Origin of the sequence: Streptomyces armeniacus, from assembly GCF_003355155.1 — a bacterium.
Classification (GTDB): Bacteria; Actinomycetota; Actinomycetes; order Streptomycetales; family Streptomycetaceae; genus Streptomyces; species Streptomyces armeniacus.
This window is the reverse complement of record NZ_CP031320.1, coordinates 7,799,062-7,821,806: the sequence shown is the minus strand read 5'-3', so window position 1 is coordinate 7,821,806 and position 22,745 is coordinate 7,799,062. Positions and strand designations below refer to the sequence as shown.

Annotated in this window: 17 protein-coding genes, 1 tRNA gene and 2 pseudogenes; 8 read left to right on the top strand and 12 right to left on the bottom strand. The window is 73.0% G+C overall.

Annotation, left to right across the window (positions count from 1 at the left end):
• Positions 1-24 precede the first annotated feature (24 nt).
• On the top strand, positions 25-927 hold the full coding sequence (locus DVA86_RS33835) for a bifunctional DNA primase/polymerase (protein WP_208884012.1): 903 nt from the start codon (positions 25-27) through the stop codon (positions 925-927).
• A gap of 16 nt (positions 928-943) precedes the next feature.
• Here DVA86_RS33835 and DVA86_RS33830 read toward each other — a convergent pair whose 3' ends face one another.
• The 4 genes from DVA86_RS33830 to DVA86_RS33815 all read right to left on the bottom strand — a co-directional run bounded on the left by DVA86_RS33830 (position 944) and on the right by DVA86_RS33815 (position 3,415).
• A complete protein-coding gene (locus DVA86_RS33830; RefSeq protein ID WP_208884010.1) occupies positions 944-1,612 on the bottom strand; it encodes an O-methyltransferase in 669 nt (222 codons plus the stop codon).
• Positions 1,613-1,762: 150 nt separating this feature from the next.
• On the bottom strand, positions 1,763-2,512 hold the full coding sequence (locus DVA86_RS33825; protein ID WP_208884009.1) for an SAM-dependent methyltransferase: 750 nt from the start codon (positions 2,510-2,512) through the stop codon (positions 1,763-1,765).
• 232 nt (positions 2,513-2,744) lie between these two features.
• On the bottom strand, positions 2,745-2,945 hold the full coding sequence (locus DVA86_RS33820; RefSeq protein WP_208884007.1) for a hypothetical protein: 201 nt from the start codon (positions 2,943-2,945) through the stop codon (positions 2,745-2,747).
• A 383-nt stretch (positions 2,946-3,328) separates the two neighbouring features.
• A tRNA-Ser gene (locus DVA86_RS33815) sits at positions 3,329-3,415 on the bottom strand.
• 85 nt (positions 3,416-3,500) lie between these two features.
• Between DVA86_RS33815 and DVA86_RS33810 the strand changes: the two are divergent.
• A pseudogene (locus tag DVA86_RS33810) lies at positions 3,501-3,809 on the top strand (ATP-binding cassette domain-containing protein); the annotation flags it as partial.
• Positions 3,810-3,847: 38 nt separating this feature from the next.
• Here DVA86_RS33810 and DVA86_RS33805 read toward each other — a convergent pair.
• The 3 genes from DVA86_RS33805 to mshD all read right to left on the bottom strand — a co-directional run bounded on the left by DVA86_RS33805 (position 3,848) and on the right by mshD (position 7,845).
• Positions 3,848-4,066, bottom strand: a complete 219-nt coding sequence (locus DVA86_RS33805; protein ID WP_208884005.1) for a hypothetical protein — start codon at positions 4,064-4,066, stop codon at positions 3,848-3,850.
• Entirely contained in the window at positions 4,050-6,440 is a 2,391-nt protein-coding gene (locus tag DVA86_RS33800; RefSeq protein ID WP_342776403.1) for an RNA degradosome polyphosphate kinase, read from the bottom strand. Before DVA86_RS33800 ends, DVA86_RS33805 begins: the two co-directional genes overlap by 17 nt.
• 508 nt (positions 6,441-6,948) lie before the next feature.
• A complete protein-coding gene (gene mshD / locus DVA86_RS33795) occupies positions 6,949-7,845 on the bottom strand; it encodes a mycothiol synthase (protein WP_208884004.1) in 897 nt (298 codons plus the stop codon).
• Positions 7,846-8,041: 196 nt separating this feature from the next.
• Between mshD and DVA86_RS33790 the strand changes: the two genes are divergently transcribed.
• Together DVA86_RS33790 and DVA86_RS33785 are read left to right on the top strand one after the other, a co-directional pair.
• Positions 8,042-9,913 (top strand): bifunctional metallophosphatase/5'-nucleotidase, encoded by a 1,872-nt coding sequence (locus tag DVA86_RS33790; RefSeq protein WP_208884002.1) that lies wholly within the window; start codon positions 8,042-8,044, stop codon positions 9,911-9,913.
• Positions 9,914-10,300: 387 nt separating this feature from the next.
• Positions 10,301-11,803: a hypothetical protein gene (locus DVA86_RS33785; RefSeq protein ID WP_245997467.1), complete on the top strand. Its 1,503-nt coding sequence runs from the start codon at positions 10,301-10,303 to the stop codon at positions 11,801-11,803.
• A gap of 66 nt (positions 11,804-11,869) precedes the next feature.
• Here the strand turns inward: DVA86_RS33785 and DVA86_RS33780 are convergent, their stop codons facing one another.
• Both DVA86_RS33780 and DVA86_RS33775 read right to left on the bottom strand, forming a co-directional pair.
• Positions 11,870-14,452: a tetratricopeptide repeat protein gene (locus DVA86_RS33780; protein WP_245997465.1), complete on the bottom strand. Its 2,583-nt coding sequence runs from the start codon at positions 14,450-14,452 to the stop codon at positions 11,870-11,872.
• Between the two features lie 158 nt (positions 14,453-14,610).
• Positions 14,611-15,648, bottom strand: a complete 1,038-nt coding sequence (locus DVA86_RS33775) for a polysaccharide deacetylase family protein (protein ID WP_222623398.1) — start codon at positions 15,646-15,648, stop codon at positions 14,611-14,613.
• Between the two features lie 167 nt (positions 15,649-15,815).
• On the opposite strand from DVA86_RS33775, the gene DVA86_RS33770 reads away from it, so the two are divergent.
• Positions 15,816-16,859, top strand: coding sequence for an oxidoreductase (locus DVA86_RS33770; RefSeq protein WP_222623397.1), 1,044 nt, complete (start codon positions 15,816-15,818; stop codon positions 16,857-16,859).
• A 290-nt stretch (positions 16,860-17,149) separates the two neighbouring features.
• Here the strand turns inward: DVA86_RS33770 and DVA86_RS33765 are convergent, their stop codons facing one another.
• The 3 genes from DVA86_RS33765 to DVA86_RS33755 are packed head-to-tail and all read right to left on the bottom strand — an operon-like array spanning position 17,150 to position 20,230.
• Entirely contained in the window at positions 17,150-18,082 is a 933-nt protein-coding gene (locus DVA86_RS33765) for a polysaccharide lyase (RefSeq protein ID WP_208884000.1), read from the bottom strand.
• Positions 18,083-18,134: 52 nt separating this feature from the next.
• Entirely contained in the window at positions 18,135-19,196 is a 1,062-nt protein-coding gene (locus DVA86_RS33760) for a dihydrodipicolinate synthase family protein (protein WP_208883999.1), read from the bottom strand.
• Complete coding sequence (locus DVA86_RS33755) at positions 19,196-20,230, bottom strand: NAD-dependent epimerase/dehydratase family protein (RefSeq protein ID WP_208883997.1); 1,035 nt, start codon at positions 20,228-20,230, stop codon at positions 19,196-19,198. Before DVA86_RS33755 ends, DVA86_RS33760 begins: the two co-directional genes overlap by 1 nt.
• 121 nt (positions 20,231-20,351) lie before the next feature.
• Here DVA86_RS33755 and DVA86_RS35810 point away from each other — a divergent pair.
• The 3 genes and pseudogenes from DVA86_RS35810 to DVA86_RS33745 form a co-directional block, all read left to right on the top strand.
• A pseudogene (locus DVA86_RS35810) lies at positions 20,352-20,525 on the top strand (winged helix-turn-helix domain-containing protein); the annotation flags it as partial.
• Positions 20,444-21,490, top strand: a complete 1,047-nt coding sequence (locus tag DVA86_RS36205; RefSeq protein ID WP_342776422.1) for a substrate-binding domain-containing protein — start codon at positions 20,444-20,446, stop codon at positions 21,488-21,490. The pseudogene DVA86_RS35810 and the gene DVA86_RS36205, both read left to right, overlap by 82 nt.
• Before the next feature lie 138 nt (positions 21,491-21,628).
• A complete protein-coding gene (locus tag DVA86_RS33745) occupies positions 21,629-22,651 on the top strand; it encodes a Gfo/Idh/MocA family protein (RefSeq protein ID WP_208883995.1) in 1,023 nt (340 codons plus the stop codon).
• Positions 22,652-22,745: the final 94 nt, after the last annotated feature.

The following is a 22,745-nucleotide window of genomic DNA, read 5'->3' as shown; positions in this document are numbered from 1 at the left end:
GAACTTGTGTACGAAAATGGGTGTATGGGCTCCCCGGTGCTCACCCACGCCCTGGCCGCGGCATCCCGCGGCCTCGCCGTGCTGCCCCTCTCCCGCAGCAAACTCCCGGCCATTCGCTCCCCGCACCCCGCCGGCGGGCCGGCCCCGGCCCCGTGCCACGGCCAGTGCGGGCTGCCCGGACACGGCGTACACGACGCCACCACCGACCCCGACGCCGTACGCGCCCTCTTCGCCGCCGCGCCCTGGGCCACCGCGTACGGCATCGCCTGCGGGCGCCCGCCGCTCCACGTCATCGGCCTCGACCTGGACGTGAAGCACGGCACCGACCCGCTCGCCGCACTCGCCCGGCTCGCCCGCGCGCACGCCTTCGTCCTGCCGCCCACCGTCACCGTGCTGACGCCCAGCGGCGGCCGGCACCTGCTGCTGCGCGGCCCCGCCGGCGTGGCCGTGCCGAACTCCGCCGGCCGGCTCGCCCCCGGGATCGACGTACGCGGGTCGGGCGGCTACCTCGTCGGCCCCGGTTCCGTCACGGCGCGCGGCACGTACGAGCTGGCCCTCGGCTCGTACACCCGCGCGCCCGCGCCCGTACCGCCCGCGCTGCTGCGGCTCCTCGCGCCCCCGCCGGGGCCGGCGGCGGTGCGGCTCCTCGCGCCCCCGCCGGGGCCGGCGGCGCCCGCGCGTACGGCGGGCGCCCCTCCGTACGGTGCCGCGCGGGCGGACGCCGCCCTGGTCCGCTTCGTACGCGCCGCCCCCGTCGGCGAGCGCAACGCGCGGCTCTTCTGGGCCGCCTGCCGCGCACACGAGACGGGCCGCGGCGAAGCCCTCACGCCGGCGCTGGTCGAGGCGGCCGTCGCGGCGGGGCTCACCGAACGCGAGGCGCGCGGCACGGTGACCTCGGCGGCCCGGCGGACGGCGGCCGCGCCGTAGGCCGACGGCCGCCGCGTTACTCCGTGACCCGGGCCAGTACGAACCCGTCGTACCCCTTGGTGCCCACCGTCTGCACCGCCGTGGCGCTCAACCGCGGGTTCTGGCCGATCAGTTCGACCAGCTTGCGGCTGCCCTGCGTCTTCGGGTCGGCTGTGCCGGCGTCGACGACGGTGCCGTCCCGCACAACGTTGTCGCCGATGATGATGCTGCCCGGCCGGGTGAGCTTGAGGGACCACTCCAGGTACGTCGGGTTGTTCGGCTTGTCGGCGTCGATGAAGACGAGGTCGAACGGCGCGGCCTCGTCGTCCACCAGCTGCGGCAGCGTCTCCACCGCGTTCCCCACCCGCACCTCGACCTTCTTGTCGAGGCCCGCACGGGTCAGGTTGGCGCGCGCGACGTCCGCGTGGCCCGGATCGGCCTCCAGCGTGACGAGCCGGCCGTCCTCGGGCAGCGCCCGCGCCAGCCAGATGGTGCTGTAGCCGCCGAGCGTGCCGATCTCCAGCACGGTGCGCGCCGCCTGAATCCGGGCGATCAGATGGAGCAGCTTGCCCTGATTCGCCGAGACGCTGATCTCGGGCAGCCCGGCGGCGACACTGTCGGCGATGGCCGCGTCCAGGACATCATCCGGGGCGTGGAGTTGCTCGGTGAGGAACTGATCGACGTCGGTCCACTGGTTCTGGGACATGCGTTCCTTCCATGGAGAGTTCCCGAGGAAAGCTACTCACCGCACACCTCTCCGCAAAAGACGTCCCCCTCAACACGCCGTTCCTGTCCACCTTCTGACATGCGGTCATACGGCGTCGGCCAGCGCCTCCGTACGGGCGGTGCCCGGCTCTCATTGGTCCGGACACTCGGAGGTACGGCGAAGGACGAGGGTGACGAAGCCGAAGCTGTCGCGGTAACTCCGCAGCCACTCCGAACGGTGAGCGGAGGCGACAGCGAGCACCTCGGCGCTGTCGGGGTCTTCGGGGTGCTCCAGCGCCCACGCCGCCAGCGAACCGGTCCAGCACCACTCGAAGTCGTCGAGCTCCCGGCGCGTACTGATGTGCCCGTGGACAGGGGTCCAGCCATGGGCGACGACACGCTCCACGGTGGTCGCCAGGTCCTCGTACTCGCCCAGCAACTCGCGGGCCTCAGCGGTGGGTTCGCACTCCCAGTAGGCGTCGCCGACCAGAACGCGGCCGCCGGGGGCGAGATGCGCGGCGGCGGCGTCGAGGGTGGGCAGCAGGCCGCCGAACGCGTGGGTGGCACCGACGCACAGCACCGCGTCGAAGGGGCGGGTGGACACGAACTCCGCCGCGTCGTGCCGGTGCAGCACGAGCCGTTGTCCGACACCCTGCTCGACCGCCTCCTGCCGGGCCTTGGCCAGGAGTTGGGCCGAGGTGTCGACGCCCTCGGCGGTCACGTCCGTACGCGCGGCAAGCGCCCGGAGGAGCCAGGCCGCCTCACCGCAGCCGAGGTCGAGCACGCGCTGCTCCCCCGGCCCGACGGTCCGCTGGAGCAGCCGGCGCACCGACTCGTCGTCCAGGGGGCTGTTGACGGGATGATCGGCGTGCGCCAGCCGGGCGATCAGTTCACGGTCCATGGCCGCGCAGCCTGACACCGCCGTACGCCACACGCATCCGCTTTACCCCGCCGGTGAACGGGCTTCGGGCCACGCCGCGGGGGCGGACAGCGTTGGGCTGCCCGCCCCCGCGCACGCTTACGAACCACGGGTCACGTGTCACGGTCACGGGTTACGAACCGCGGGTTACGAACCACGGGTCCGTCCGTCGCGGATCACGTGGGACACGAGATCAAGGGTGGCCCGTAAAGGATCAGAGCCAGTCCGTGATGACCGCGCTGTCCCTGGTCCCGTCAGCGTTGAACCACATGCAGACGCCGGTCAGGCCCAGCGGAATGATCGTTCCACCGCTCGCGGTGCATTCCGCCTTGGTCAGCGGCGGGCGGGTGTCGGCCTGGGCCGTACTCGAGCTCCCGAGTACAAGGGCAAGGCTGCCGAGCGCGGTTGCCGCCACTAACGCGATGCGACGAGACCTCATATCGGACCCTCTCTTTGTGGTGGAACTTTCACTTCGCCATCACGTTAGCCACTCAGGTCCAGGGGGTTTCCCAGTGGCGCAATGGTGAATCCCGTGGTAACCGGGCAGAGTTGGCCTCCGCCTGTTCCACCAGGTCAAACGCTGCACGGCCTGTCGGGGAACGGCGTCGCCGGGAATTTCCGCCGCACGCTCGGGCGGGAATCCGGGGTGAGCCCTTTCCTTGTGCCGGGCACCTATACAGACCCCGTGGTGTTTTTCGTACGCGGCTTTCCAGAAGTTCGGGGTGAAAGAGAGTGCATACAGATGGGGCACCCTCACCGAAGGGCGCCCCATCCGACCGGCGTCTGTATGAATCAACGCGGAGGCGGTGGGATTTGAACCCACGGAGACATCGCTGCCTCGACGGTTTTCAAGACCGTTCCCTTCGGCCGCTCGGGCACACCTCCCTGTGCCGCTTCCGGGGAAGCGGCACAGGGACAGCGTAGCCGGAGGGGTGGGGGCGGCTCACACCGGTCTCTTATACCCACCTGACGGCACGTCACCCTCATCGGCCCCTCCGGATCGGGCAAGACGACGATCCTGCGGCTGCTGATGACCCTGCTGAAGCCCGAAGAGGGCACCATCAAGGTCGCCGGTGACTACCTCACACACGAGGAGCAGAACGGCAAGCTCGTGCCGGCCGGCGCGCAGCACATCCGCGCGGTGCGCAAGAAGCTCGCCTTGCTCCTCCACCAGATCAACCCCTTCCTCAACATGGTCCTCCTGCGGAACCTCCCCCACGCCCCGGTGCACGTTCTCGGCCTGTCCCAAGTCGCGCCCACCGCGCGCGCTCACCAGCTCCCCCGTTCCCGGTGCACCCGGCTCCCCCTGCTGCCCCATCACTCCCCCTCCCAGGCACCGATGGTGCCAAGGTGCCGTGCTGCCGCCGACGGGCCCGCGGCAGCGCAGAACGCGGCGGCGGTCACCGCGGCGGTCGCCGTAACGCCGTACGCACCGGCGTACGTCCGGCCGTACGCAGCGCCGTCCGTACCGCCGTCCGTACCGCCGTACGCGCCGGCGGGCAGCAGAGCGGTCGGCGGGTCATGTCGCTGGGGCACGTCGGCGCCTCCGGGCGTCGATCAGCATTTCCTGGATGTTGCGCAGCGGCCGGCCCTCCGCGTCGTGTGCGACGCGCGTCCAGTCGCCGTCCGGGCCGAGGTGCCAGGACGCGGTGGAATCCGAGGTCCCGGTCTCCAGCAGCCCGTTCAGGGAGGCGCGGTGGCCCGGGTCGCTGACCCGCACCAGCGCCTCCATACGGCGGTCGAGGTTCCGGTGCATCATGTCGGCGCTGCCGAACCACACCTCCGGCTCCCCACCGTTCCCGAACGCAAAGATTCGGGAGTGCTCGAGGAAGCGCCCCAGTATGGACCGCACCCGGATGTTCTCGCTCAGCCCCGGCACTCCGGGCCGCAGCGCGCAGATGCCGCGCACCCAGATGTCCACCGGCACCCCCTCCTGCGCGGCGCGGTAGAGCGCGTCGATGACCGCCTCGTCGACCATCGAGTTGACCTTGATACGGACGTACGCGGGCCGCCCCTCCCGGTGGTGCGCGGCCTCCCGCTGGATGCGCGTGACCAGCCCGTCGCGGAGCGACCTGGGCGCGACGAGCAGCCGCCGGTAGGTGGCGCGCCGCGAGTACCCGCTGAGCCGGTTGAACAGGTCCGACAGGTCCGCGCCGACCTGCTGGTCCGCGGTGAGCAGCCCCAGGTCCTCGTAGAGCCGGGCGGTCTTGGGGTGGTAGTTGCCGGTGCCGACGTGCGCGTACCGGCGGAGCGTGTCCCCCTCCTGGCGGACCACCAGCGAGAGCTTGCAGTGCGTCTTCAGACCCACCAGCCCGTACACCACGTGGCAGCCCGACTCCTCCAGCTTCCGCGCCCACTTGATGTTGGCCTGCTCGTCGAACCGCGCCTTCAGCTCGACCAGCACCAGCACCTGCTTGCCGGACTCGGCGGCGTCGATCAGCGCGTCCACGATCGGGGAGTCGCCGGAGGTGCGGTACAGCGTCTGCTTGATCGCCAGCACGTCCGGATCGGCCGCGGCCTGCTCCAGAAACGCCTGCACGGACGTCGAGAACGAGTCGTACGGGTGGTGCAGCAGCACGTCGCGTTCGCGAAGCGCCGCGAAGATGTCGGGCGCCGACGCCGACTCCACCTCCGCCAGGTCGCGGTGCGTGCCCGCGATGAACTTCCGGTACTTCAGATCCGGCCGCTCCATCGCCGACGCGATCCCCGACAGCCCCGTCAGGTCCAGCGGGCCCGGCAGCGGATAGACCTCCGCGTCGCCGACCTTCAGCTCACGGACCAGCAGGTCCAGCACGTACGGGTCTATCGACTCCTCGACCTCGAGCCGTACGGGCGGCCCGAAGCGGCGCCGCATCAGCTCCTTCTCCAGCGCCTGCAGGAGGTTCTCGGTGTCGTCCTCCTCGACCTCGAGGTCCTCGTTCCGCGTGACCCGGAACATGTGGTGCCCCAGCACCTCCATGCCCGGGAACAGCTCCTCGAGATGCGCCGCGATCACGTCCTCCAGCGGCACGTACCGCTGCGGCGACGCCTCCAGGAAGCGGGAGAGCAGCGGCGGGACCTTCACACGCGCGAAGTGGGTGTGGCCGCTCACCGGGTTCCGTACGACGACGGCCAGGTTCAGCGACAGGCCCGAGATGTACGGGAACGGGTGCGCCGGGTCCACGGCCAGCGGCGTCAGCACGGGGTAGATCTGCTGCCTGAACAGCGTGAACAGGCGCGCCTGCTCCTTCTCCGTCAGCTCCGGCCAGCGGATCAGGTGCAGCCCCTCGTCCGCCAGCGCGGGCGCGATGTCCTGCTGGAAGCAGGCCGCGTGCCGCGCCATGAGCTCCCGCGAACGGTTCCAGATCAGCTCCAGCACCTCGCGCGGCTGCAGCCCCGACGCGGAACGCGTCGCCACGCCCGTGGCGATCCGCCGCTTCAGACCGGCCACGCGGACCATGAAGAACTCGTCGAGATTGCTCGCGAAGATCGCCAGGAAGTTGGCCCGCTCCAGGAGCGGCGTCTCCGGGTCCTCGGCCAGCTCCAGGACCCGCTCGTTGAACGCCAGCCAGCTGCGCTCCCGGTCCAGGAACCGCCCGGCGGGCAGATCCCCGGCCTCCGCGTCCGGGCCCTGGCCCTCCTCGTACGTGTCCGGATCGGAGTCCAGATCGGGCTCCAGCGCCGGCCCGTCACCGCCGTGACCGTTCCCCCGGCCCCGGCCGGTCACCCCGGCGTGGGGGCGGTGCGCGGCGATGGAACCGACGGAGGGCTGGGGGGCGGCCGTACGGGTCTCGGCCTGGCGCGTCTCGCTCTGGCGCGCGTCGGCCGGGCGCGCTTCCGCCTGCGGGCGCGCGTCCGTCTGCGAGCGCGCGTCGGCCTGTGCGTCGGTGTCAGCGTCGTCGGTGGTGTGCGGCACAGCTGGCTGGCTCATGTACCCATTGTTCCGCGCACTCGACGCGCGCAGCGCGGCGAGCGGGGGGCGGGACGCCCCAGCGGCGGGTTCCGCCCGTGCGGGGGGCGGCGAGCTGGCGGCTGGCTGCATTCCGCGATGTTCGCAAGCGAGTTTGAATCGATGGTTAAGCGAACATGGCGGCCAGGGGATCACCGCGTTGCCGCGCGGAGCGCGGCGCGCCTGCCTGCGCCTTCTCCCCACCCCCGACCGGGCCCGTCCACCGACCCGGGCACCGACCCGGGCACCGACCCGGGCACCGACCCGGGCACCGACCCGGGCACCGACCCGGGCACCGACCCGGGCACCGACCCGGGCACCGACCGCGGTGACCCTACCGGTCCGTCGCGGACGGGCGAGCCCGCGGTGGCCGGGGGCCGTCCTCAAGCGCCGGACGGGCTGGGTATGCGCCCACACCCACGTCGCGCGACCGCGGCGCCATCGTGGCCGGGGGCCGTCCTCAAGCGCCGGACGGGCTGGAGGGCAACGGCTACGTCTCCGTGCGGTACATGAGATCCGTCTCGTGCGTGCGGAAACCCAACCGCTCGTACACCGTCATCGCCGGCACGTTGTCCGCGTCCACGTACAGCATCGCCGTCGGGAGGCCACGGTCGCGGGCCAGGTGGCGGAGGCCGAGGGTGGTGAGGGCGCGGCCGAGGCCGCTGCCCTGTTCCTCCGGGGCGACGCCCAGGACGTACACCTCGCCCAGCTGCTCCGCGCTGTGCACCTTCGTCCAGTGGAAGCCGACCAGCCGTCCCCCGCGAACGGCCAGGAAGAAACCCCTGGGGTCGAACCACGGCTGCGCCTTGCGGTCGTCCAGGTCGCGCTGGCCGAGGCTGCCCTGTTCCGGGTGGTGGGCGAAGGCAGCGGCGTTCAGGGCGAGCCAGGCCGCGTCGTCGTCGCCCGGTACGAAGGTGCGTACGGTCACGCCCGCCGGGAAGGACGGTTCGGCGAGTTCGAGGTCGGCGAGGGGCCGCCGCAGCTGGCGGAGTTCGCGGAAGAGCGTCAGGCCGAGGAGCTGCGCGAGGTGCCGGGCCGCCGGGTGGCCGCCGTGCGCCCACATGCGCAGCCGTTTGCCGGAGGTGTCGAGGAGCGCCTGCCCGAGCTGGCGGCCGTAGCCGCGGCCCCGGTGCCCGGGGTGTACGACGAGTTCACCGGCCGGTGCCTCGACGGGGTCGGTGTCCTCGAGCTGGGCGTATCCGACGAGTTCGCCGTCGTTCCGGAGCAGCAGATGCCGTACGCCCGTGCGGCGGCCGCCGCGCAGCTGGAGCCGGCCCTGTTCGGAGACGGCGGGCTGCCCGTCCGTACGGGCTGCCGCGTCGATCAGGTCCTGTGCCTCCCGTACGACCCCGGGCGACACTTCGTCCACAACCACCACGTCGCTCATGAGAAGGAGCCTAATCGGTGTGCGCAGCCGCGGTCTCGGTCCGGGGTGTGCACGCGGGGGCGCCGTGCCCGCTCCGTGGCCGCACCGTGGCGAAACGCAGACTTCATCGTCGTGCCCCTGACACGCTACGCGCGTTGACCGTAAGCTGCCGTCCGCCTGCCCACCAGCCCACCACCCGAGGGGGATCCAGGACACCATGGCAGCGACTTCCCAACGCAGACGCCGTGCGGGCCGGTTGACCACGGTCGCCGCCGCGCTGGCCACCGCCGCCGGACTGCTGTCGGCGGCCGTACCGGCGAACGCCGAGAGCTCGGAGGACGCCACGTCCTCCGCCACGCAGCGCAGTTCGGCCGACGCGCCCGCAGACGCATCCGCAGACGTACCCCAAGGCACCCGCGGCGGCCGTACGGTCGACGTCCAGATGCTGTCGTTCAACGACTTCCACGGCAACCTCGAACCGCCCCAGGGCTCCTCCGGCAAGGTGTCCGAACTCCAGCCGGACGGCTCGACGAAGGACGTCGATGCGGGCGGCGCCGAGTACCTCGCCTCCAGCCTCCGGGACGCCCGCAAGGACCACCCGTACTCGGTCACGGCCGCCGCCGGCGACATGGTGGGCGGCAGCCCGCTGCTGTCCGGGCTGTTCCACGACGAGCCGACCGTCGAGGCGATGAACAAGCTGGACCTGGACGTGACGTCCGTCGGCAACCACGAGTTCGACGAGGGCCGCGCCGAACTGGAACGCCTCCAGAACGGCGGCTGCCACCCCGAGGACGGCTGCTACGAGGAAGGCCGTGAGTTCGGCGGCGCCGACTACCCGTACCTCGCCGCGAACGTCACCGACGAGAAGACCGGCAAGCCGATCCTGAAGCCGTACCACGTGTGGCAGCACAAGGGCGTGAAGATCGGCTTCGTCGGCGTCACGCTGGAGGGCACTCCGGACATCGTGTCGGCGGACGGCGTGAAGGGCCTGGAGTTCCACGACGAGATCGAGACCATCGACAAGTACGCCAAGGTGCTGAAGCGGAAGGGCGTCAACGCGGTCGTCGCGCTCGTGCACGAGGGCGGCTCCCCGGCCAGCCCCGCGTACAACTACGACTGCGACAGCCCCGGTGACGGCGACGGCATCTCCGGACCCATCGCCGCCATCGCCAAGGGCACCAGCTCCGAGGTGGACGCGCTGGTCACCGGGCACACGCACGAGGCGTACGCGTGCACCATCCCGGACCCGTCCGGCACCCCGCGTACGGTCACCTCGGCGGCGTCGTTCGGCAAGCTGTACACGGACACGACCCTCACGTACGACCGCGCCACCAAGGACATCGTCCGCACCAAGGTGGCCGCCGCGAACCACGTCGTGAGCCGCGAGCAGCCCAAGGCGAAGGACATGACCGAACTCATCCAGCGCTGGGGCAAGCTGGCCGAACCGGTCGCGAAGCGGCCCATCGGCTGGATCTCCGAGGACATCCCGGGGCGCGGCGCCAAGACACCCGAGTCGCCGCTCGGCGACCTCGTCGCCGACGCGCAACTCGCCCACGCCAAGGAGCAGGACGAGGGCGCCGACCTGGCACTGATGAACCCCGGCGGCATCCGCTCCGACCTCCAGCACGCCGCGTCCGGCGACGAGGGCGACGGCGTGGTGACGTACGCGGAGGGCTTCACCGTCCAGCCGTTCTCCAACACGGTCAACCTGGCCGACCTGACCGGCGAACAGCTCCTCCAGGTGCTGCGGGAGCAGGTCAGCGGCGACAACGAGGCCTCACCGAAGGTGCTCCAGCCGTCCGCGGGCCTCACGTACACGCTCGACCTCACGAAGTCCGGCGCGGACCGCGTGGTGGCCGACTCGGTACGGCTGAACGACAAGCCGCTGGACCCGGGCGCCACGTACCGGGTGGCCGTCAACAGCTTCCTCGCGGGCGGCGGCGACGGCTTCCCGACCCTGGCGGAAGGCAAGAACCCGCTGGTCGGCGGGGACGACCTGGCGGCACTGGAGACGTACCTGACGGCCAACTCCTCTGCGGACAAGCCACTGGACGCACCGGCGGCGGACCGCATCAAGGTCGTGCAGTAACCCGCACCCGTACGGCGCCCACGCCCGTACGGCGGCGGCCGGTCCCCGGCCGTGACGCGACGTGACGCATGACGACGGCCCTCGCCCTCTGTCGGACGCTGTTGGCTAATTCGGGGGTCTGATCACTTCGCCCCGCCGAGTGTGAGCTCGGCGGGGCGAAGTGCTGTGAAGTGGCTGGTGCGGGTGCGGGCTCGGGGCGTGTCGGTGAGGTGTGCGTCGGCTGCGGCGCACGCGCCTGGGCGGACCAGGCGGGCCGCGGCCTCGCCGGCCTCGAACAGCCCGGAGAGGTACGGGTGTTCCCGGCCCTCACGGCCAGCGAGGAACGCATCGCGGTCCTGGTCGGCGACGGCGCCACCACCCAGGAGGCTGCCTCCCGCATGTCCCTGAGTGTCACGACCCTCCAAGCCCCGCGGCCGCGTCGCCTCCGCACACTCGGCGTCCGCTCCACGCCTCCGGCACCCCACCGCCCACCGCCCACCGCCGGTCTTCGGGCTCTCCCCCGACTGGCTCCTCGAGGACGGGCGCCCCGTCGCCGCCGCCACCGTCCTGTCCCACCCGGAGCAGCTCGAACGGCTGGGCTCCGCGTGCCCAGAGGCTGTTCCCACCGCCGTACTGGCCGGCGACCCCTGCTACGACCGCCTCCTCGCCGCCCTGCCCCAGCGCGCGGCCTTCCGCCGCGCGCTGGGCGTGGGACCGGAGCAGCGGCTCGTCGTGCTCAGCTCCACCTGGTCGCCCCGTTCCCTCTTCGGCGACAGCCACGACGGCACCATTCCGGAGGGCGGCGATGACACCGCAGCCGGTCCCCTCCCCTGGCTGCTCCCCCGGATCGCCTCCGAACTCCCCGCCGACGAGTACCGCACGGTGGCCGTTCTGCACCCGAACATCTGGTACGGCCACGGCCCCGGCCAGCTCCGGGCCTGGCTGGAACGCGCCCGCCGCGCCGGACTCACCCTCATACCCCCGCTCGAGGGCTGGCGGCAGGCGCTGATCGCGGCGGACTGCGTGCTCGGCGACCACGGCAGTGTCACCTTCTACGCCGCCTCCCTGGGCACTCCCGTCCTGCTCGCCGCCTTCCCGGACGGCGATCTCGACCCGGGCTCGCCCGTCGCCGCGCTCGGCCGCGCCGCGCCCAGGCTGCGCCCGTACGGCAGCCACGGGAGCCTGCGCGCGCAGATCGACCATGTGGTCGACGCCCACGAACGGGACCGCTACGCCGCGCTGGCCGCCCAGACCAGTTCTTCTCCGGGCGAGTCCGCCGGGCTGCTGCGCGGGCTCTTCTACGGCCTCATCGGCATCCCCGAGCCCGCCAGACACGCCGCGCGGCTCGACCCGCTGCCGCTCCCTCCGTACGAACCCGCCGAACGCACCGCTCCCGTACGGGTGCTGACGCAGCTCGTGGACACCGGCCCTCCGGAGGTCGCCGTCACCCGCTACGCCGGCCCCGTACACGAACCCGAGGACACGGGCCCGGAAGCCGCGCACCTGGCGGTGCCCGAGGACACCGCGGACACCGGCCAGTTGAGCACCGCCGACGTCATCGTGCGCACCGCCGCGGAGGACGATCCGCGTATGGGCCCGCCCGCCGCCTGGACCGCGGACGTCCTCGCCCGCCACCCGTACTGCGCACTCGCCGTGTACGTCACCGGCGTCGACCGCTGTACGGTGCGCATCCGCGGCGGCACCCTGCTGCGGCTGACGGCGGCACCGTACGGGGACGGAAGGGCCCGCCTGTGCGACCCCGCCGCGTACGCCTCCGCACTGCACGCCTGGCTGGCCGCCGGGAAGCCGCTGGAGGACACGGCGCACGGCATCACCGTACGGACGGGTGCGGCCCGCCACCGGGTGACCGTCGAACGGCTCCGTACGGATGACGGCGCGCCCCGCGGATAGCCTCCGTACGGACGTCGGCCCGCCCCTCGGGAGGCCTCCGTACGGCGACCCACCGTCCGGTCCGCGTCAGTCCTCCGCGCCCAACTCCGCCAGCCGCGCCCGTACCCGGGCGGCGGACACGGTGTCGTCCGCCCCCTCGTACAGGCCGAGCGCGGTCCGCAGGTCGTGCGCCTCGCCGTCCGCGTCGGCGAGTTGCCTGGCGCAGCGGGCCCGCAGCTCCGCCGCGTCGGCGTGCTGCAGGGCGGCGCCCTCGTTGCCGAGGGTGGCGATCGCCTGGCCGAGGCAGGTGCGGGCGAACTCCGGGTCGCCGCCGTCCAGATGCGTCTCGCCGAGGCTCATGTGGACGCGGGCCTGGTTGTACAGGTCGGGTTCGGCGAGGTCGCGGAACTGCTCGAGGGCGCCGTGCAGCCGGCGTTCCGCCTCCTCGAGGCGGCCCTGCCCGCGCAGGGCGCGACCGAGGTGGTGTGCGAGCAGCGCCCGGGCGCGCGGTACGTCGTTCGCGCCGTCGTCGCCGGGCCCGATGCGGCCCAGGGTCCGGCCCGCCTCGGCGAAGCAGTCCTCCGCGTCCGCCCACCGCCACTGCTTCAGCCGCAGCAGCCCCAGCGCCTCGACGGCGCTCGCCTGACCCCGGTGGTGCCGCGCCCGTCCGTCCGCCTCCGCTGCCCGCACCAGAGCCGCTTCGGCCTCTCCGGCGTCCTCCGCGCCGCCCCGCCCCAGGTGGGCGAAGGCGAGCTGTACGAGCATCCGCCCCTCCGCCCGCGGGTCCCCGAACGCCTCCGCGCAGCGGCGTGCGGCCTCGACTCCCCTCCGGTGCGTGTCGATCCACTGCTGGTGGTAGCCGAGCCGCAGATGCAGGCCCCACATCGCTTCGCACAGCTGCCACACGAGCTCGTCGAGTCCGTACTCCTCGGCCGCCCGCACCGCCGCCGCCAGGTTCTCCCGTTCGCGGCGCAGCTCCGCCAGCGCGGCTCCGCCGTCCGCGGCGTCGCGGTCCGCGGGGAGGCTCAGCCGCAGGTACGCGGGCCCGAGCCGCCAACGCCCGGGAATGACACGGAGGTCGGCGGCGGCCGCACACCCGAGGTGCCAGCCCACCGTACGGCGCACGGCGGCAGCCATGCCCGCGTACCCGTCCTCCGCCTCCGCGCGCCGCAGGGCGTGCCGGCGTACGAGGTCGTGGAAGCGGTAGCGCTCCTCGCCCACCTCCTCCAGCAGGTGGACACCGGCAAGCTCCTCCAGTCCCGTACGGGCCTCCTCCTCGCCCGATCCGGCGGCTCGCGCGGCGGCCCCGACGGTGATGCCGGGCCACGGCCACACGGCGGTCGAGCGGTACAGGCGCGCGGCCTCCGGGCTCAGTTCGCCGTATGTGGCGTCGGTCGCGGCGTGCACCGCTCCCGGAGGGCCCTCGCCCTCCGGCGGGTGGCCTCCCGCGGCTCCGCCGTCCATGCCACCGCCTCCTCCGCCGTCAGCGCCCGCCGCACCTGCCGTCCCTGCCGCACCTGATGTGTCCTCCGCGGTCAGCCGTTCGGACAGCTGCCGGTCCATCGCCTGCCAGGTGAGGTGCTCGCGTACGGCGAAACGCGCACCCGTCGCGCACAGGGCCAGCGGCAGACGGCCGCACTTCTCCGCGACCGCCCGCGCACCGGCCTCCGCCTCCGGACCCGCCATCCGTTCGCGCCCGACGATGCGGCCCAGCAGCCGTACGGAGTCCGCCGCGGACAGTGGCGGGAGCGTGATGTGCCGTGCGCCGGAGACGGCCACGAGTCCGTCCAGCCGGCGCCGGCTGGTGACGATCACGAGGCAGCCGGAGTCCGCCGGCAGCAGCGGCGCCACCTGCGCCGCGGACGCCGCGTTGTCGAGCACGACGACCATGCGGCGGCCGGCCACGCAGTCGCGGTACAGCTCGCTCTGCCTCTGCTCGTCCGCGGGCATGCGGCTGGGCGGCACGCCGAGCCGGTCCAGGAACCGTACGAGCACCTCCGACGGCGCCGCCGCACCGCCCGGCCCCGGCCCCGCGCCGGCGGCAGCGAGGTCCGTGTAGAGCTGCCCGTCCGGAAAACGTTCGCTGAGAAGGTGCGCGCAGTGCACGGCCGCGGCACTCTTCCCCACGCCGCCGGGCCCGACGAGTACGACGACCGCCGGCGCGCCCGCGGGCCGCTCCCCGCTGTCCAGCAGTCCGGTGATCTCCGCGTGCAGCGCCTCCCGGTCGGTGAACACGGCCGTCGCCGGAGGGAGCATCCGCGGCCGGGACGCACCGTGCGCGAGCGCCGGCACGGCGCGCGGCTCCAGCCACTCCGTCTCCCGCACCCAGGCCGCCACCTCGCGGGCGAACTCGGGTGACCTGCGGGCGTGTTCCAGCAGCCGTACGGCAAGCGCGCGCCGCTCCTCCTCGGTGACCGGCAGGACAGGCTCACCGGCTGCGTGGTCTTCCTCCCGCTCACCCTCCGGCTCCTCGTCCGGTGCCGCGGAGGGGCCCTCGTCGGGTTGCCCGGACGGATCACCGTCCGGGGACGCACCCGCGCGCCGTCCGCGCCGCAGCAGCCCGAAAAGCGCCTCCGAACTGCGCCTGCCCATCTCCCCGCCGGCCCCCGACAGGGCTCCCGAGGAGACCGTGCCGACCGCCGCGATCACCGCCGCCGAGAACGGTTCCACTGCGCCACCCCCAACTCGCCGCTCCCGCAACGGTATCGGGAAGATCACGCCCACAGGGGCGGAACGGTGCACCGCCCCGACACCACCGTACGGAGACCACCAACCGCACATGCTGCTCCGTACGGTGGCCGCCCGCAGCCGCGGCGGGCCCGTGCGCGCTAGGCGGAGGCGGCGCGCTGCCAGAGCCGCTGCACGGTGCGGTAGTCGGTGACGATGACGCCCTCCCGGTCTACGAGTTCACGTGCCCGGGGCGACGTCAGGAAGGCGTGGTCGGTGCTGCGCACGGACCAGCCTCCGGGGTCGGCCGTACGCGCGTCCGCGTCGTCGAGTCCCGGATGCACGGCCCACTCGCTGAGCCCCGCGGGGAGTGAGCGCAGGAGTTCGGCGTAGCGGTCCGCCTTGCCGTCGAGGCCGAGGGAGAAGCTGTCGAGGAACGGATGGTCGGTGACCGGCAGTCCGCGCGGCCGCGTCTTCCGGCGTGCGGGGTCCAGCCAGACGCGTACGGCCAAGCCGTGCTCCGCGGCAAGCGAAGCCGTCAGGTCGAAGATGTCGTCGCGTCCGCCGTCGGCCAGGCAGTGCCAGTCCAGATGCGTCGGCCGCAGCCCGGCGGCGAGCACGGCGTTGATCTGCGCACGGAACTCGCGCTCCACGTCCTCGAGCCGCGCCTGTGCCAGGAGTTCGGGCACTCCGTCCGGCGAGAACAGCTCACCCTCCTCGTCCAGCAGCGACGGCACACTCTCCGGCGCGGCCAGCGGGCCCCACTGGTGGGGAGCGCGTGCCGTGTCGCAGAACAGCGTCAGGTGCACACCGAACGGGATCTCCGGCCGCTCCCTCAGCAGCCGCATCGCCTCCGGCGCACCGGGACAGGGCACCATCAGGCTGCACGAACTGGCGATGCCCTGCTCGATGGCGTCGATCACCGCGGTGTTCACGGCGTGGTACATGCCGAAGTCGTCGGCGTTGACGATGAGCACCCGTGCGCCGGGCGCGAACCCCAGCAGCTCGCTGGAGCTGCGGGTGTCCCGGTCATCGCCGGTACCGGAGCCGTCGCCGGAGCCCGAGCCACTCCCGGAGCCGTCGCCGGAGCCCGAGCCACTCCCGGTGCCGTCGCCGAAACCGCCTCCGGAGCCGTTCCCGGTGCCACTGCCGGAGCCGTCTCCGGCGCAAGTGCCGTCGTGCCCTGCGGATTCCGCCATAGCGGGCACCGTACGGGAGGCGCCGTGGCACCGCCTACGGGTTTACGTCCGGCGGGCGGCGGCCCCCGGGACGGCCCCGCGGTCACCTTTCGCCGCTCCGCTCCGTCCCCGTAACGAGCACCCGGCGGACGGCCCGCCGCATCGGCGCGACATCGAGGAGCAGCACGATGACCACCACCCGTACAACGGCACCGGACGCACAGGGTGCTGACAACGACGCACAGGACGCAGAGAGCGCGCAGTCCGCACCGGCGGCACCCGGCGCACGTACGGCCGCCCTGCTGCGGCCGTACGAGCTCGGCGGCCTCCGGCTGCCCAACCGCGTGGTCATGGCGCCCATCACCCGTGCCCGCGCCACCAACCCGCACCTCGCGCCCACCGCCCTCCACGCCGCCTACTACGCCCAGCGCGCCACCGCCGGACTCATCGTCACCGAAGGCACCTGGACCAGCCCGCGAGCCGTCGGCTTCCCCCACGTCCCCGGCATCCACACCGACCGCCAGGTCACCGCATGGCGCCGTGTCACCGACCTCGTCCACGCCCTCGGCGGCCGCATCGTCCTCCAGCTCTGGCACGCCGGCGCCAACTCCCACCCCGACCACCACCACGGCGCCCCACCCGCCGGCCCCTCCCCCGTGAACCCCGGCGAGAGGGTGTTCACCGGAGGCGGCTTCCAGCGGACGGTCACTCCGCGCGAGTTGACCGCAGCGGACATCGCCGCCACGGTCGCGGAATACGGTGCCGCCGCGCGCAACGCCCGCCGCGCGGGCTTCGACGGCGTCGAGGTCGCCGCCAACGGATCGATGCTGCTCCCGCAGTTCCTCAACCCGCGGCTGAACCACCGAACGGACGCGTACGGCACCCGCCGCGAACGGCTGCTGCTCGAGGTCGTCGACGCGGTCGCCGAACCGTGGGACGGGCAGTGCGTCGGCATACGCCTGTCGCCGTACTGGACGGCGGACGACGTCTTCACCGCCGACGCCCGTACGCGTGCCACCTATCCGTACACGGCCGACGACGAAACCCTCGCCGCGTACGACGAGTTGGTGACGGAGCTGAACAACCACCCGCCCTCGTACCTCCACCTCCGCGGCCCCGCCCCGACCGCGCCCGGCGCCGCCCGTGTAGTACGTGTTCGGGTCGCCCGGTGCCAGTTCACGGCCGAGGGCGAGGCGGGTGACGAGGTCGGGGTTGGCGATGTAGTGGCGTGAAGATTGGTAAAGTGAGTGGGTGTACTGTACGTATATGCTTTATTGTGTTTGTCTAGACTTGGACGGCATGCGACATTGGAGTCCGTCTCGTGTGCTCGGAGATGTATATCAGAGACTGGGCAAGGACGTTCTCCAGTGCGGGTGCGGGTGCGGATACGGGTGCGGGTGAGGGTGCGGGTGCGGGTGCGGGTGCGGGTGCGGGTGCGGCCCGTGGCGCAGAGGGCGCCGGAGGCGGGAGGCCGCCGGGATCCGCGGCGGCCTCCCGGCCCGGTCGTGCGGGGCGGGACGGGTCAGGAACAGCTGCTCAGCTCGCAGATGTCCGCCCTGTCGGTCGAGACCTTGACGTCGTCGTACCAGATGTATCCGTCGTCGGCAGGGGCGAACTCGGGGGTGCCGCCGCCCGCGAAGCTGGAGAAGTGCGCCTTGTCGATCTGGTCGTCGTTGGTGACGAAGCGCAGGCCGGTCTTCTCGGCGGCGGACTCGCCATTGTAGAAGATCTCGAGTTCGCCGTCGGGGTTCGCCTGCCCGTCGGTGACGGTGTTGACCTTCAGCCGCTGGACGACGTTGACCCACTCGCCCTTCGGCCACTGGATGTCGGCGCCGTCCTTCCGCAGAACCACGTGGTCGCCGTACTCGCCCTCGTGCTCCATGCTGTAGTAGTAGACGGCCGCCGTGCCGCTGCTCTTGGTCCAGATCGGGCGGGAGCTGAAGCCGTTGGTGCCGTCGCACTGCTCCCCGCCGGAGCAGGCGCCGCCGCCGGACAGCCCGATCCCGACCTTGCCCGCGAACTGTGTGGTGCCCCAGCTGAAGTCGTCGCTGAACTTTACCCAGAACGACAGGTAGTACTCACGCGACTCGGGCACGCGGAACGGCGCGAGGGCCCCGGAGTTCTCCGGGCCTATCTGCCCCTCCGGGTAGAAGACGCGCAGCGACTTGGCGCCGCTGTGCGCGGGCGTTTCGCCGTCGATGCTCGTACGGGTGTCCCAGCCCTGCGGCGTGCCGCCTCCCGGCCCGTCGGCGAGGTCCCAGCCGTCCGCGGCCCATTCGGAGACCGTGTACGGGTTGCCCGCGGCCGGCCGCTCGAAGCCGTTCTGCTGCGGGGCGGCGGCCGGACGCGGTTTGTCGCCGGTGCGTTCGGCCGTGGCCTGGGGGGCGAGGTTGAAGGTGGCGAGCAGGGCGGTCGCGGTGCCGACGAGGAGCACGGTCTTCGTCTTGGTCTTCATCGTTCCTCTTTCCGGTTGGGGGGACGGGCGGTGCGGCGCGGGGCGCGGTGGATCACGGCAGCCAGCGGGTCAGCCCGTCGGTGACGAACGCGTCCTCCTCTCGCAGCCAGTGGTACGCGGCGTGTACGCGGGCGATCTCCTCCGTCTGGCCTGGCGAGAGGCACTCCGCGGGGTCCAGGCACCAGGTCCCGGCCAACAGGCCCTGGCGCCGCAGCACTTCGTGTACACCGGCGATGCACCCGGCGAAGCCACCGCGTACGTCGTAGACCGCCGCGTTGGCGTCGGTGTCCCCGGCCAGCCGCGCCAGGGCGCGCTGCCGCGCGGCAGCGTCGCCGTCGCGGGCGGCGTGGACGTCGCCGAGCAGCCGCACCGCCGAACGCGTCCACACCGCCCAGTGCCCGAGGAGCCCGCCCGCGAAGTGCCGTACGACCGGGCCCGCGGGCCCGGTCACGTGGTACGGCGTGAGCAGGTCGGCGACGATGGCGTCGTCGTTGCCGGTGTACAAGGCGACGTCCCCGCCGCGCTCCGAGTCGGCGACGCCCTGGACGAGTTCGAGGGTGCGGTACCGGTCGAACGGGGCGGCCTTCACGGCGACGGTCGACTCCTGGTCGGCCAGCCGCCGCCAGTACGCGCGCGGCAGGTAGCGCCCGCCGACGGCCTCCTGGAGGTAGAAGCCGATCACCGGCAGCACCTCGCCGACGGCGGCGCTGCGGTCCAGGAGCGCGTCGAGGTCCGCGTCGGGCAGCCCGGCGGGGGAGACGAGGACGGCGTCGTAGCCCAGTTCGCGGGCCGTACGGGCCTCCCGCACGGCCTGTTGTACGGGTCCGCACACGCCGGCGATCCGCAGGAACGGCCGGTCGCCCGCGGCCTTTTCGGCCTCCTCTGCGGCGAGTTCGAGTACGGCGCGCAGCAGCCCGTGGTCCCGTACGGCGAACTGCGTGGTGTGCACGCCGACGGCCACGCCCCCGGCGCCGGCCGCCGCGTAGTAGCGGGTCAGGGCGCGCTGGCGGCGTTCGTCCAGGGTGCGGTCGGCGCGCAGGGCCAGGGGGTGAGCGGGGATGACGGTGCCGCGGCGCAGGAGCGCGGCGGCGCCCGGAGGCAGGGCGTACGGCATCAGAAGCGGCCGTCCCGGCGCTCGAACTTGGTGGGCCTGTCCCACACTTCGTTGCCCGCGCGCAGCCAGGCCGCCTGGAGGTCGACGAGCTGCCCGAGGGTGCGGTCCGGGTAGCCGAACAGCGCGTGGCAGGCCGTGGCGTCGCTCAGCAGGCTGGTCGCGGGCGGCTCCCCGGTGAACTCGGCCTTCACGCCCAGGCGTTCGGCGAGCCGCAGGGCGAGTGTACGGACGCCGGCCGTCTCCGGTCCGGTGAGGTTCAGCGTGAACGGGTCGCCGCCGCGGGCGTGTCCGATGCTGCGCAGGACGACCTCGTTGGCGTAGCGCTGCCATACGACGTTGACGGCGCCGGTGTCCAGGGCGACGGGCCGCCCGGCGAGCAGCGTGCGGGCGAGGTCGGCGAGGACGCCGTAGCGCGGCTCGACGGCGTAGTTGAGGCGGATCAGGGCGACGGGGGTGTCACGGGTGCGGGCGGCGTGGGTGAAGACCCGTTCGCGGCCGAGGCAGGTGACGGCGTAGTCGCCCTCCGGACGTGGCGGGTCGCCCTCCGGGGAGCCGCCGGTGACGGGGGCGGTCATCCCGTACACGTTGCCCGTGGACAGGGCGACGGTCCGGGCCGCGGGCCAGCGCCGGGCGACGTGGTCGGGCAGCACCGTGTTGGTCAGCCAGGCCTGTTCGGGCGCGGTGGCGGTGCCGAACTTGGCGCCCACGAGGTGGATCACCGCCCCGGCGTCCGGCAGTTGGGCCAGGGCGCCCGGGTCCGACAGGTCGGCGGCGACCGTCTCGACGCCGTACGCCGCGAGCTGTTCGCGCGCCGCTGTGTCCGTCCACCGGGAGACCGCGAGCACCCGCGCGTCCGTACGGCCCGCTGCCGCGAGCGCGCGGCGGGCCATGGCGGCGATTCCGGCGCCGGTCTTGCCGCCCGCGCCCAGGACGAGTACGTCGCCGGGCCAGGAACCGGCCTCGGCCGTCAAGTCCGGTCCGGGCCGGGCGAGTTCCTCCCGGAGTTCCCGTGGCCCGGTCAGCAATTCGCTCATCACTTCTCCCGCGCTTAATTCATTCCCTATTCCGGAATGAATTCTTGATTTCTTGCCACTGCGGCCAGAAAAGCATCGCGGAGTTCTTGACGCAAGAGCATGATTAGCGCAATCTCCTGGCATGAAGTCGGCAGGGAAGAATGATTCATTCCTTCGGGGACCCAAATACCTGCACGTTGCGGAGCGGCTGCGCACGAATATCGAAAACGGCCTCTGGGCGCCCGGCGCACAGCTCCCCGTCGAACGGGAACTCGCCGATTCGCTGTCGGTGAGCATCAACACACTGCGCCGCGCCGTGGGCGAACTGGTCGCCGAGGGCATCGTCCAGCGCCGCCAGGGCGCGGGCACCTTCGTCACGCCCGCCGCCGACCAGGCCGCCGAGGAACCGGCGGCACCGGCGGGGCGGCGGCTCGTCGGCGTGCTCGTGCCGTCGACGACGTACTACTACCCCCGGGTCGTGGACGGGATCCAGCGGGTGCTGCGCGAGGCGGGCGCGGGTGTCGTCCTCGCGTCGTCCAAGTACGACCTCGGAGTGGAGCAGGACGAGTTGCGGGCGATGCGGGACAGCGGCGTGCAGGGCCTGCTGCTCGTACCGAACCTGCACCTCATGAGCGACCCGCAGGCGTACGTGGACGGCCTGCGCGAACTGCCCCTGCCGTACGTCCTGGTGGAGCGCAGGCCCCGGCGCCGGAGCCCGACGACTCCACGTCGTACGTCGGCACCGACCACGGCGGCGGCGTCTGCCTCGCGCTGCGGCACCTGCGCGGCCTGGGCCACCGGCGGGTCGGGCACCTCGGCAGGCTGCGCACCGGCACGTCGGCGAGCGTCGCCCGCGGCTTCGACGACGCCGTGGCGCTCCTCGGGCTCGACGCCGCCGACGGCGCGGTGGCCCGGCAGGAGGTGTGGGCGCCCGCGGAGATCGCCGCGTACGTGCGCTCCTGCGCCGCCGCGGGCGTCACGGCCGTCTTCTGCCACGGCGACCGGGACGCCGCGGCCCTGGTGGTCGAGGCACGGCGGCAAGGGCTGGCGGTGCCGGACGACCTCGCGGTCGTCGCGTACGACGACGAGGTCGCGGAGGTCGGCGACGTGCCGCTCACCGCGGTCTCGCCGCCCAAGTCCGAGGTGGGCGCGCTGTCTGCCCGGCTGCTGCTGGGCCGGATGGAGACGGGCGACGACGCCCTCTGCCACCGAGTGGAGATCCAGCCCCGGCTGGTGGTCCGCGCCTCGTGCGGTGCCGCCCGTACGGCGGCCGCGGTCTGAAGCGGCGTTCCGGGCCGTTCCCAGAGCCGTACCCAAATCCCGTTCCCGAAGCCCGTACTCAAAGACGTTCCAGAGCGCGCGTGCCGTACGCACGCGTGCCGTTCGACCCTTCCTCACCTTCTCGACAGGAGACAATGCATGAGCAGCGACCCGGTCACCGGTCGGTTCCGCATCGGTGTGATCGGCGCGGGAAGCGTCGGCGCCGCCCACGTACGTGCGGCCGCCGACGCGCGGGGCTACGAGATCGCCGCGATCTGCGACACCCGCCCCTCCGCCGCCCGTGACCTGGCGCCCGCCGGTGTGCCCGTCTTCACCGACCACCGCGACATGTTCGCGGCCGGGGAGCTGCACGCGGTCATCGTCGCGGCCCCGCACGCCCTGCACACCCCGATGGTCGCCGACGCCGCCGCGGCCGGGCTGCACGTGCTGGTGGAGAAGCCGATGGCGACCACCGTCGAGGACTGCACCCGGATGGTGGACGCCTGCGACCGGGCCGGCACCCTGCTCGCCGTCGCCCACGTCGTCCACTTCGACCCGCTGGACCAGGAGGCGCAACGGATCGTCGCCTCGGGGGAGTTCGGCCGTCCCGTACTGGTCACCCACCGGCGTTCGGCGCACTACGAGCCCGGGTCGCGGCCGCCGTGGTTCTTCGACCGCGAGCTGGCCGGCGGCGGCATCGTCCTCAACGTCGGCACCCACGGCCTGGACCGCATCCAGTGGTTCACCGGCTCCCCGGTACGGCGGGTCAGCGGCATCGTACGCGGCCGGGACGGCGTCGAGGTGGAGACCGACGCCCTCGCCCTGGTGGAGCTGGCCGACGGCACCAGCGCGAGCGTCGCCCTCACCAGCCGCGGCGCCCCGTACTTCGACGAGACCGAGGTGGTGATGGACCGGGCCACGCTGCGGGTCTCCGCCACCGAGGGCCTGTTCCTGCTGCGCGGCGGCACGTCCGCCCAGCTGCTCGCCGCCGACCCCGGCCGCCAGCGGCACGCGCTGCGCGCCCAGTTGGACGGCTTCGTCGCCGCCGTACGCGGTGAACCCGGCGCCCGCTACGTGGACGCCGCCTACGGCCGGTCGGTGGTGGCCGCCGCGCTCGCCGTGTACCGGTCGGCGGCCGAGGGCGGCCGGGTCGCGCTGCACACGGACGGAGTGCCGGCGTGAACCGGCGCGCGTTCAGCACCCTCGGCTGCCCCGGCGCGGAACTCGGCGAGGTGGTGCGCCTGGCCCGTACGGGCCCCTGCGGCGGCGTCGAACT

Excerpts from the sequence above, each read along its gene's own strand:
- DVA86_RS33775 (WP_222623398.1), bottom strand. The coding sequence starts at position 15,648 with ATGGCGGAATCCGCAGGGCACGACGGCACTTGCGCCGGAGACGGCTCC.
- DVA86_RS33760 (WP_208883999.1), bottom strand. The coding sequence starts at position 19,196 with ATGCCGTACGCCCTGCCTCCGGGCGCCGCCGCGCTCCTGCGCCGCGGC.
- DVA86_RS33765 (WP_208884000.1), bottom strand. The coding sequence starts at position 18,082 with ATGAAGACCAAGACGAAGACCGTGCTCCTCGTCGGCACCGCGACCGCC.
- DVA86_RS33800 (WP_342776403.1), bottom strand. The coding sequence starts at position 6,440 with ATGAGCCAGCCAGCTGTGCCGCACACCACCGACGACGCTGACACCGAC.
- DVA86_RS33770 (WP_222623397.1), top strand. The coding sequence starts at position 15,816 with ATGACCACCACCCGTACAACGGCACCGGACGCACAGGGTGCTGACAAC.
- DVA86_RS33825 (WP_208884009.1), bottom strand. The coding sequence starts at position 2,512 with ATGGACCGTGAACTGATCGCCCGGCTGGCGCACGCCGATCATCCCGTC.
- DVA86_RS33790 (WP_208884002.1), top strand. The coding sequence starts at position 8,042 with ATGGCAGCGACTTCCCAACGCAGACGCCGTGCGGGCCGGTTGACCACG.
- DVA86_RS33830 (WP_208884010.1), bottom strand. The coding sequence starts at position 1,612 with ATGTCCCAGAACCAGTGGACCGACGTCGATCAGTTCCTCACCGAGCAA.
- DVA86_RS33745 (WP_208883995.1), top strand. The coding sequence starts at position 21,629 with ATGAGCAGCGACCCGGTCACCGGTCGGTTCCGCATCGGTGTGATCGGC.
- DVA86_RS33835 (WP_208884012.1), top strand. The coding sequence starts at position 25 with ATGGGCTCCCCGGTGCTCACCCACGCCCTGGCCGCGGCATCCCGCGGC.
- mshD (WP_208884004.1), bottom strand. The coding sequence starts at position 7,845 with ATGAGCGACGTGGTGGTTGTGGACGAAGTGTCGCCCGGGGTCGTACGG.
- DVA86_RS33755 (WP_208883997.1), bottom strand. The coding sequence starts at position 20,230 with ATGAGCGAATTGCTGACCGGGCCACGGGAACTCCGGGAGGAACTCGCC.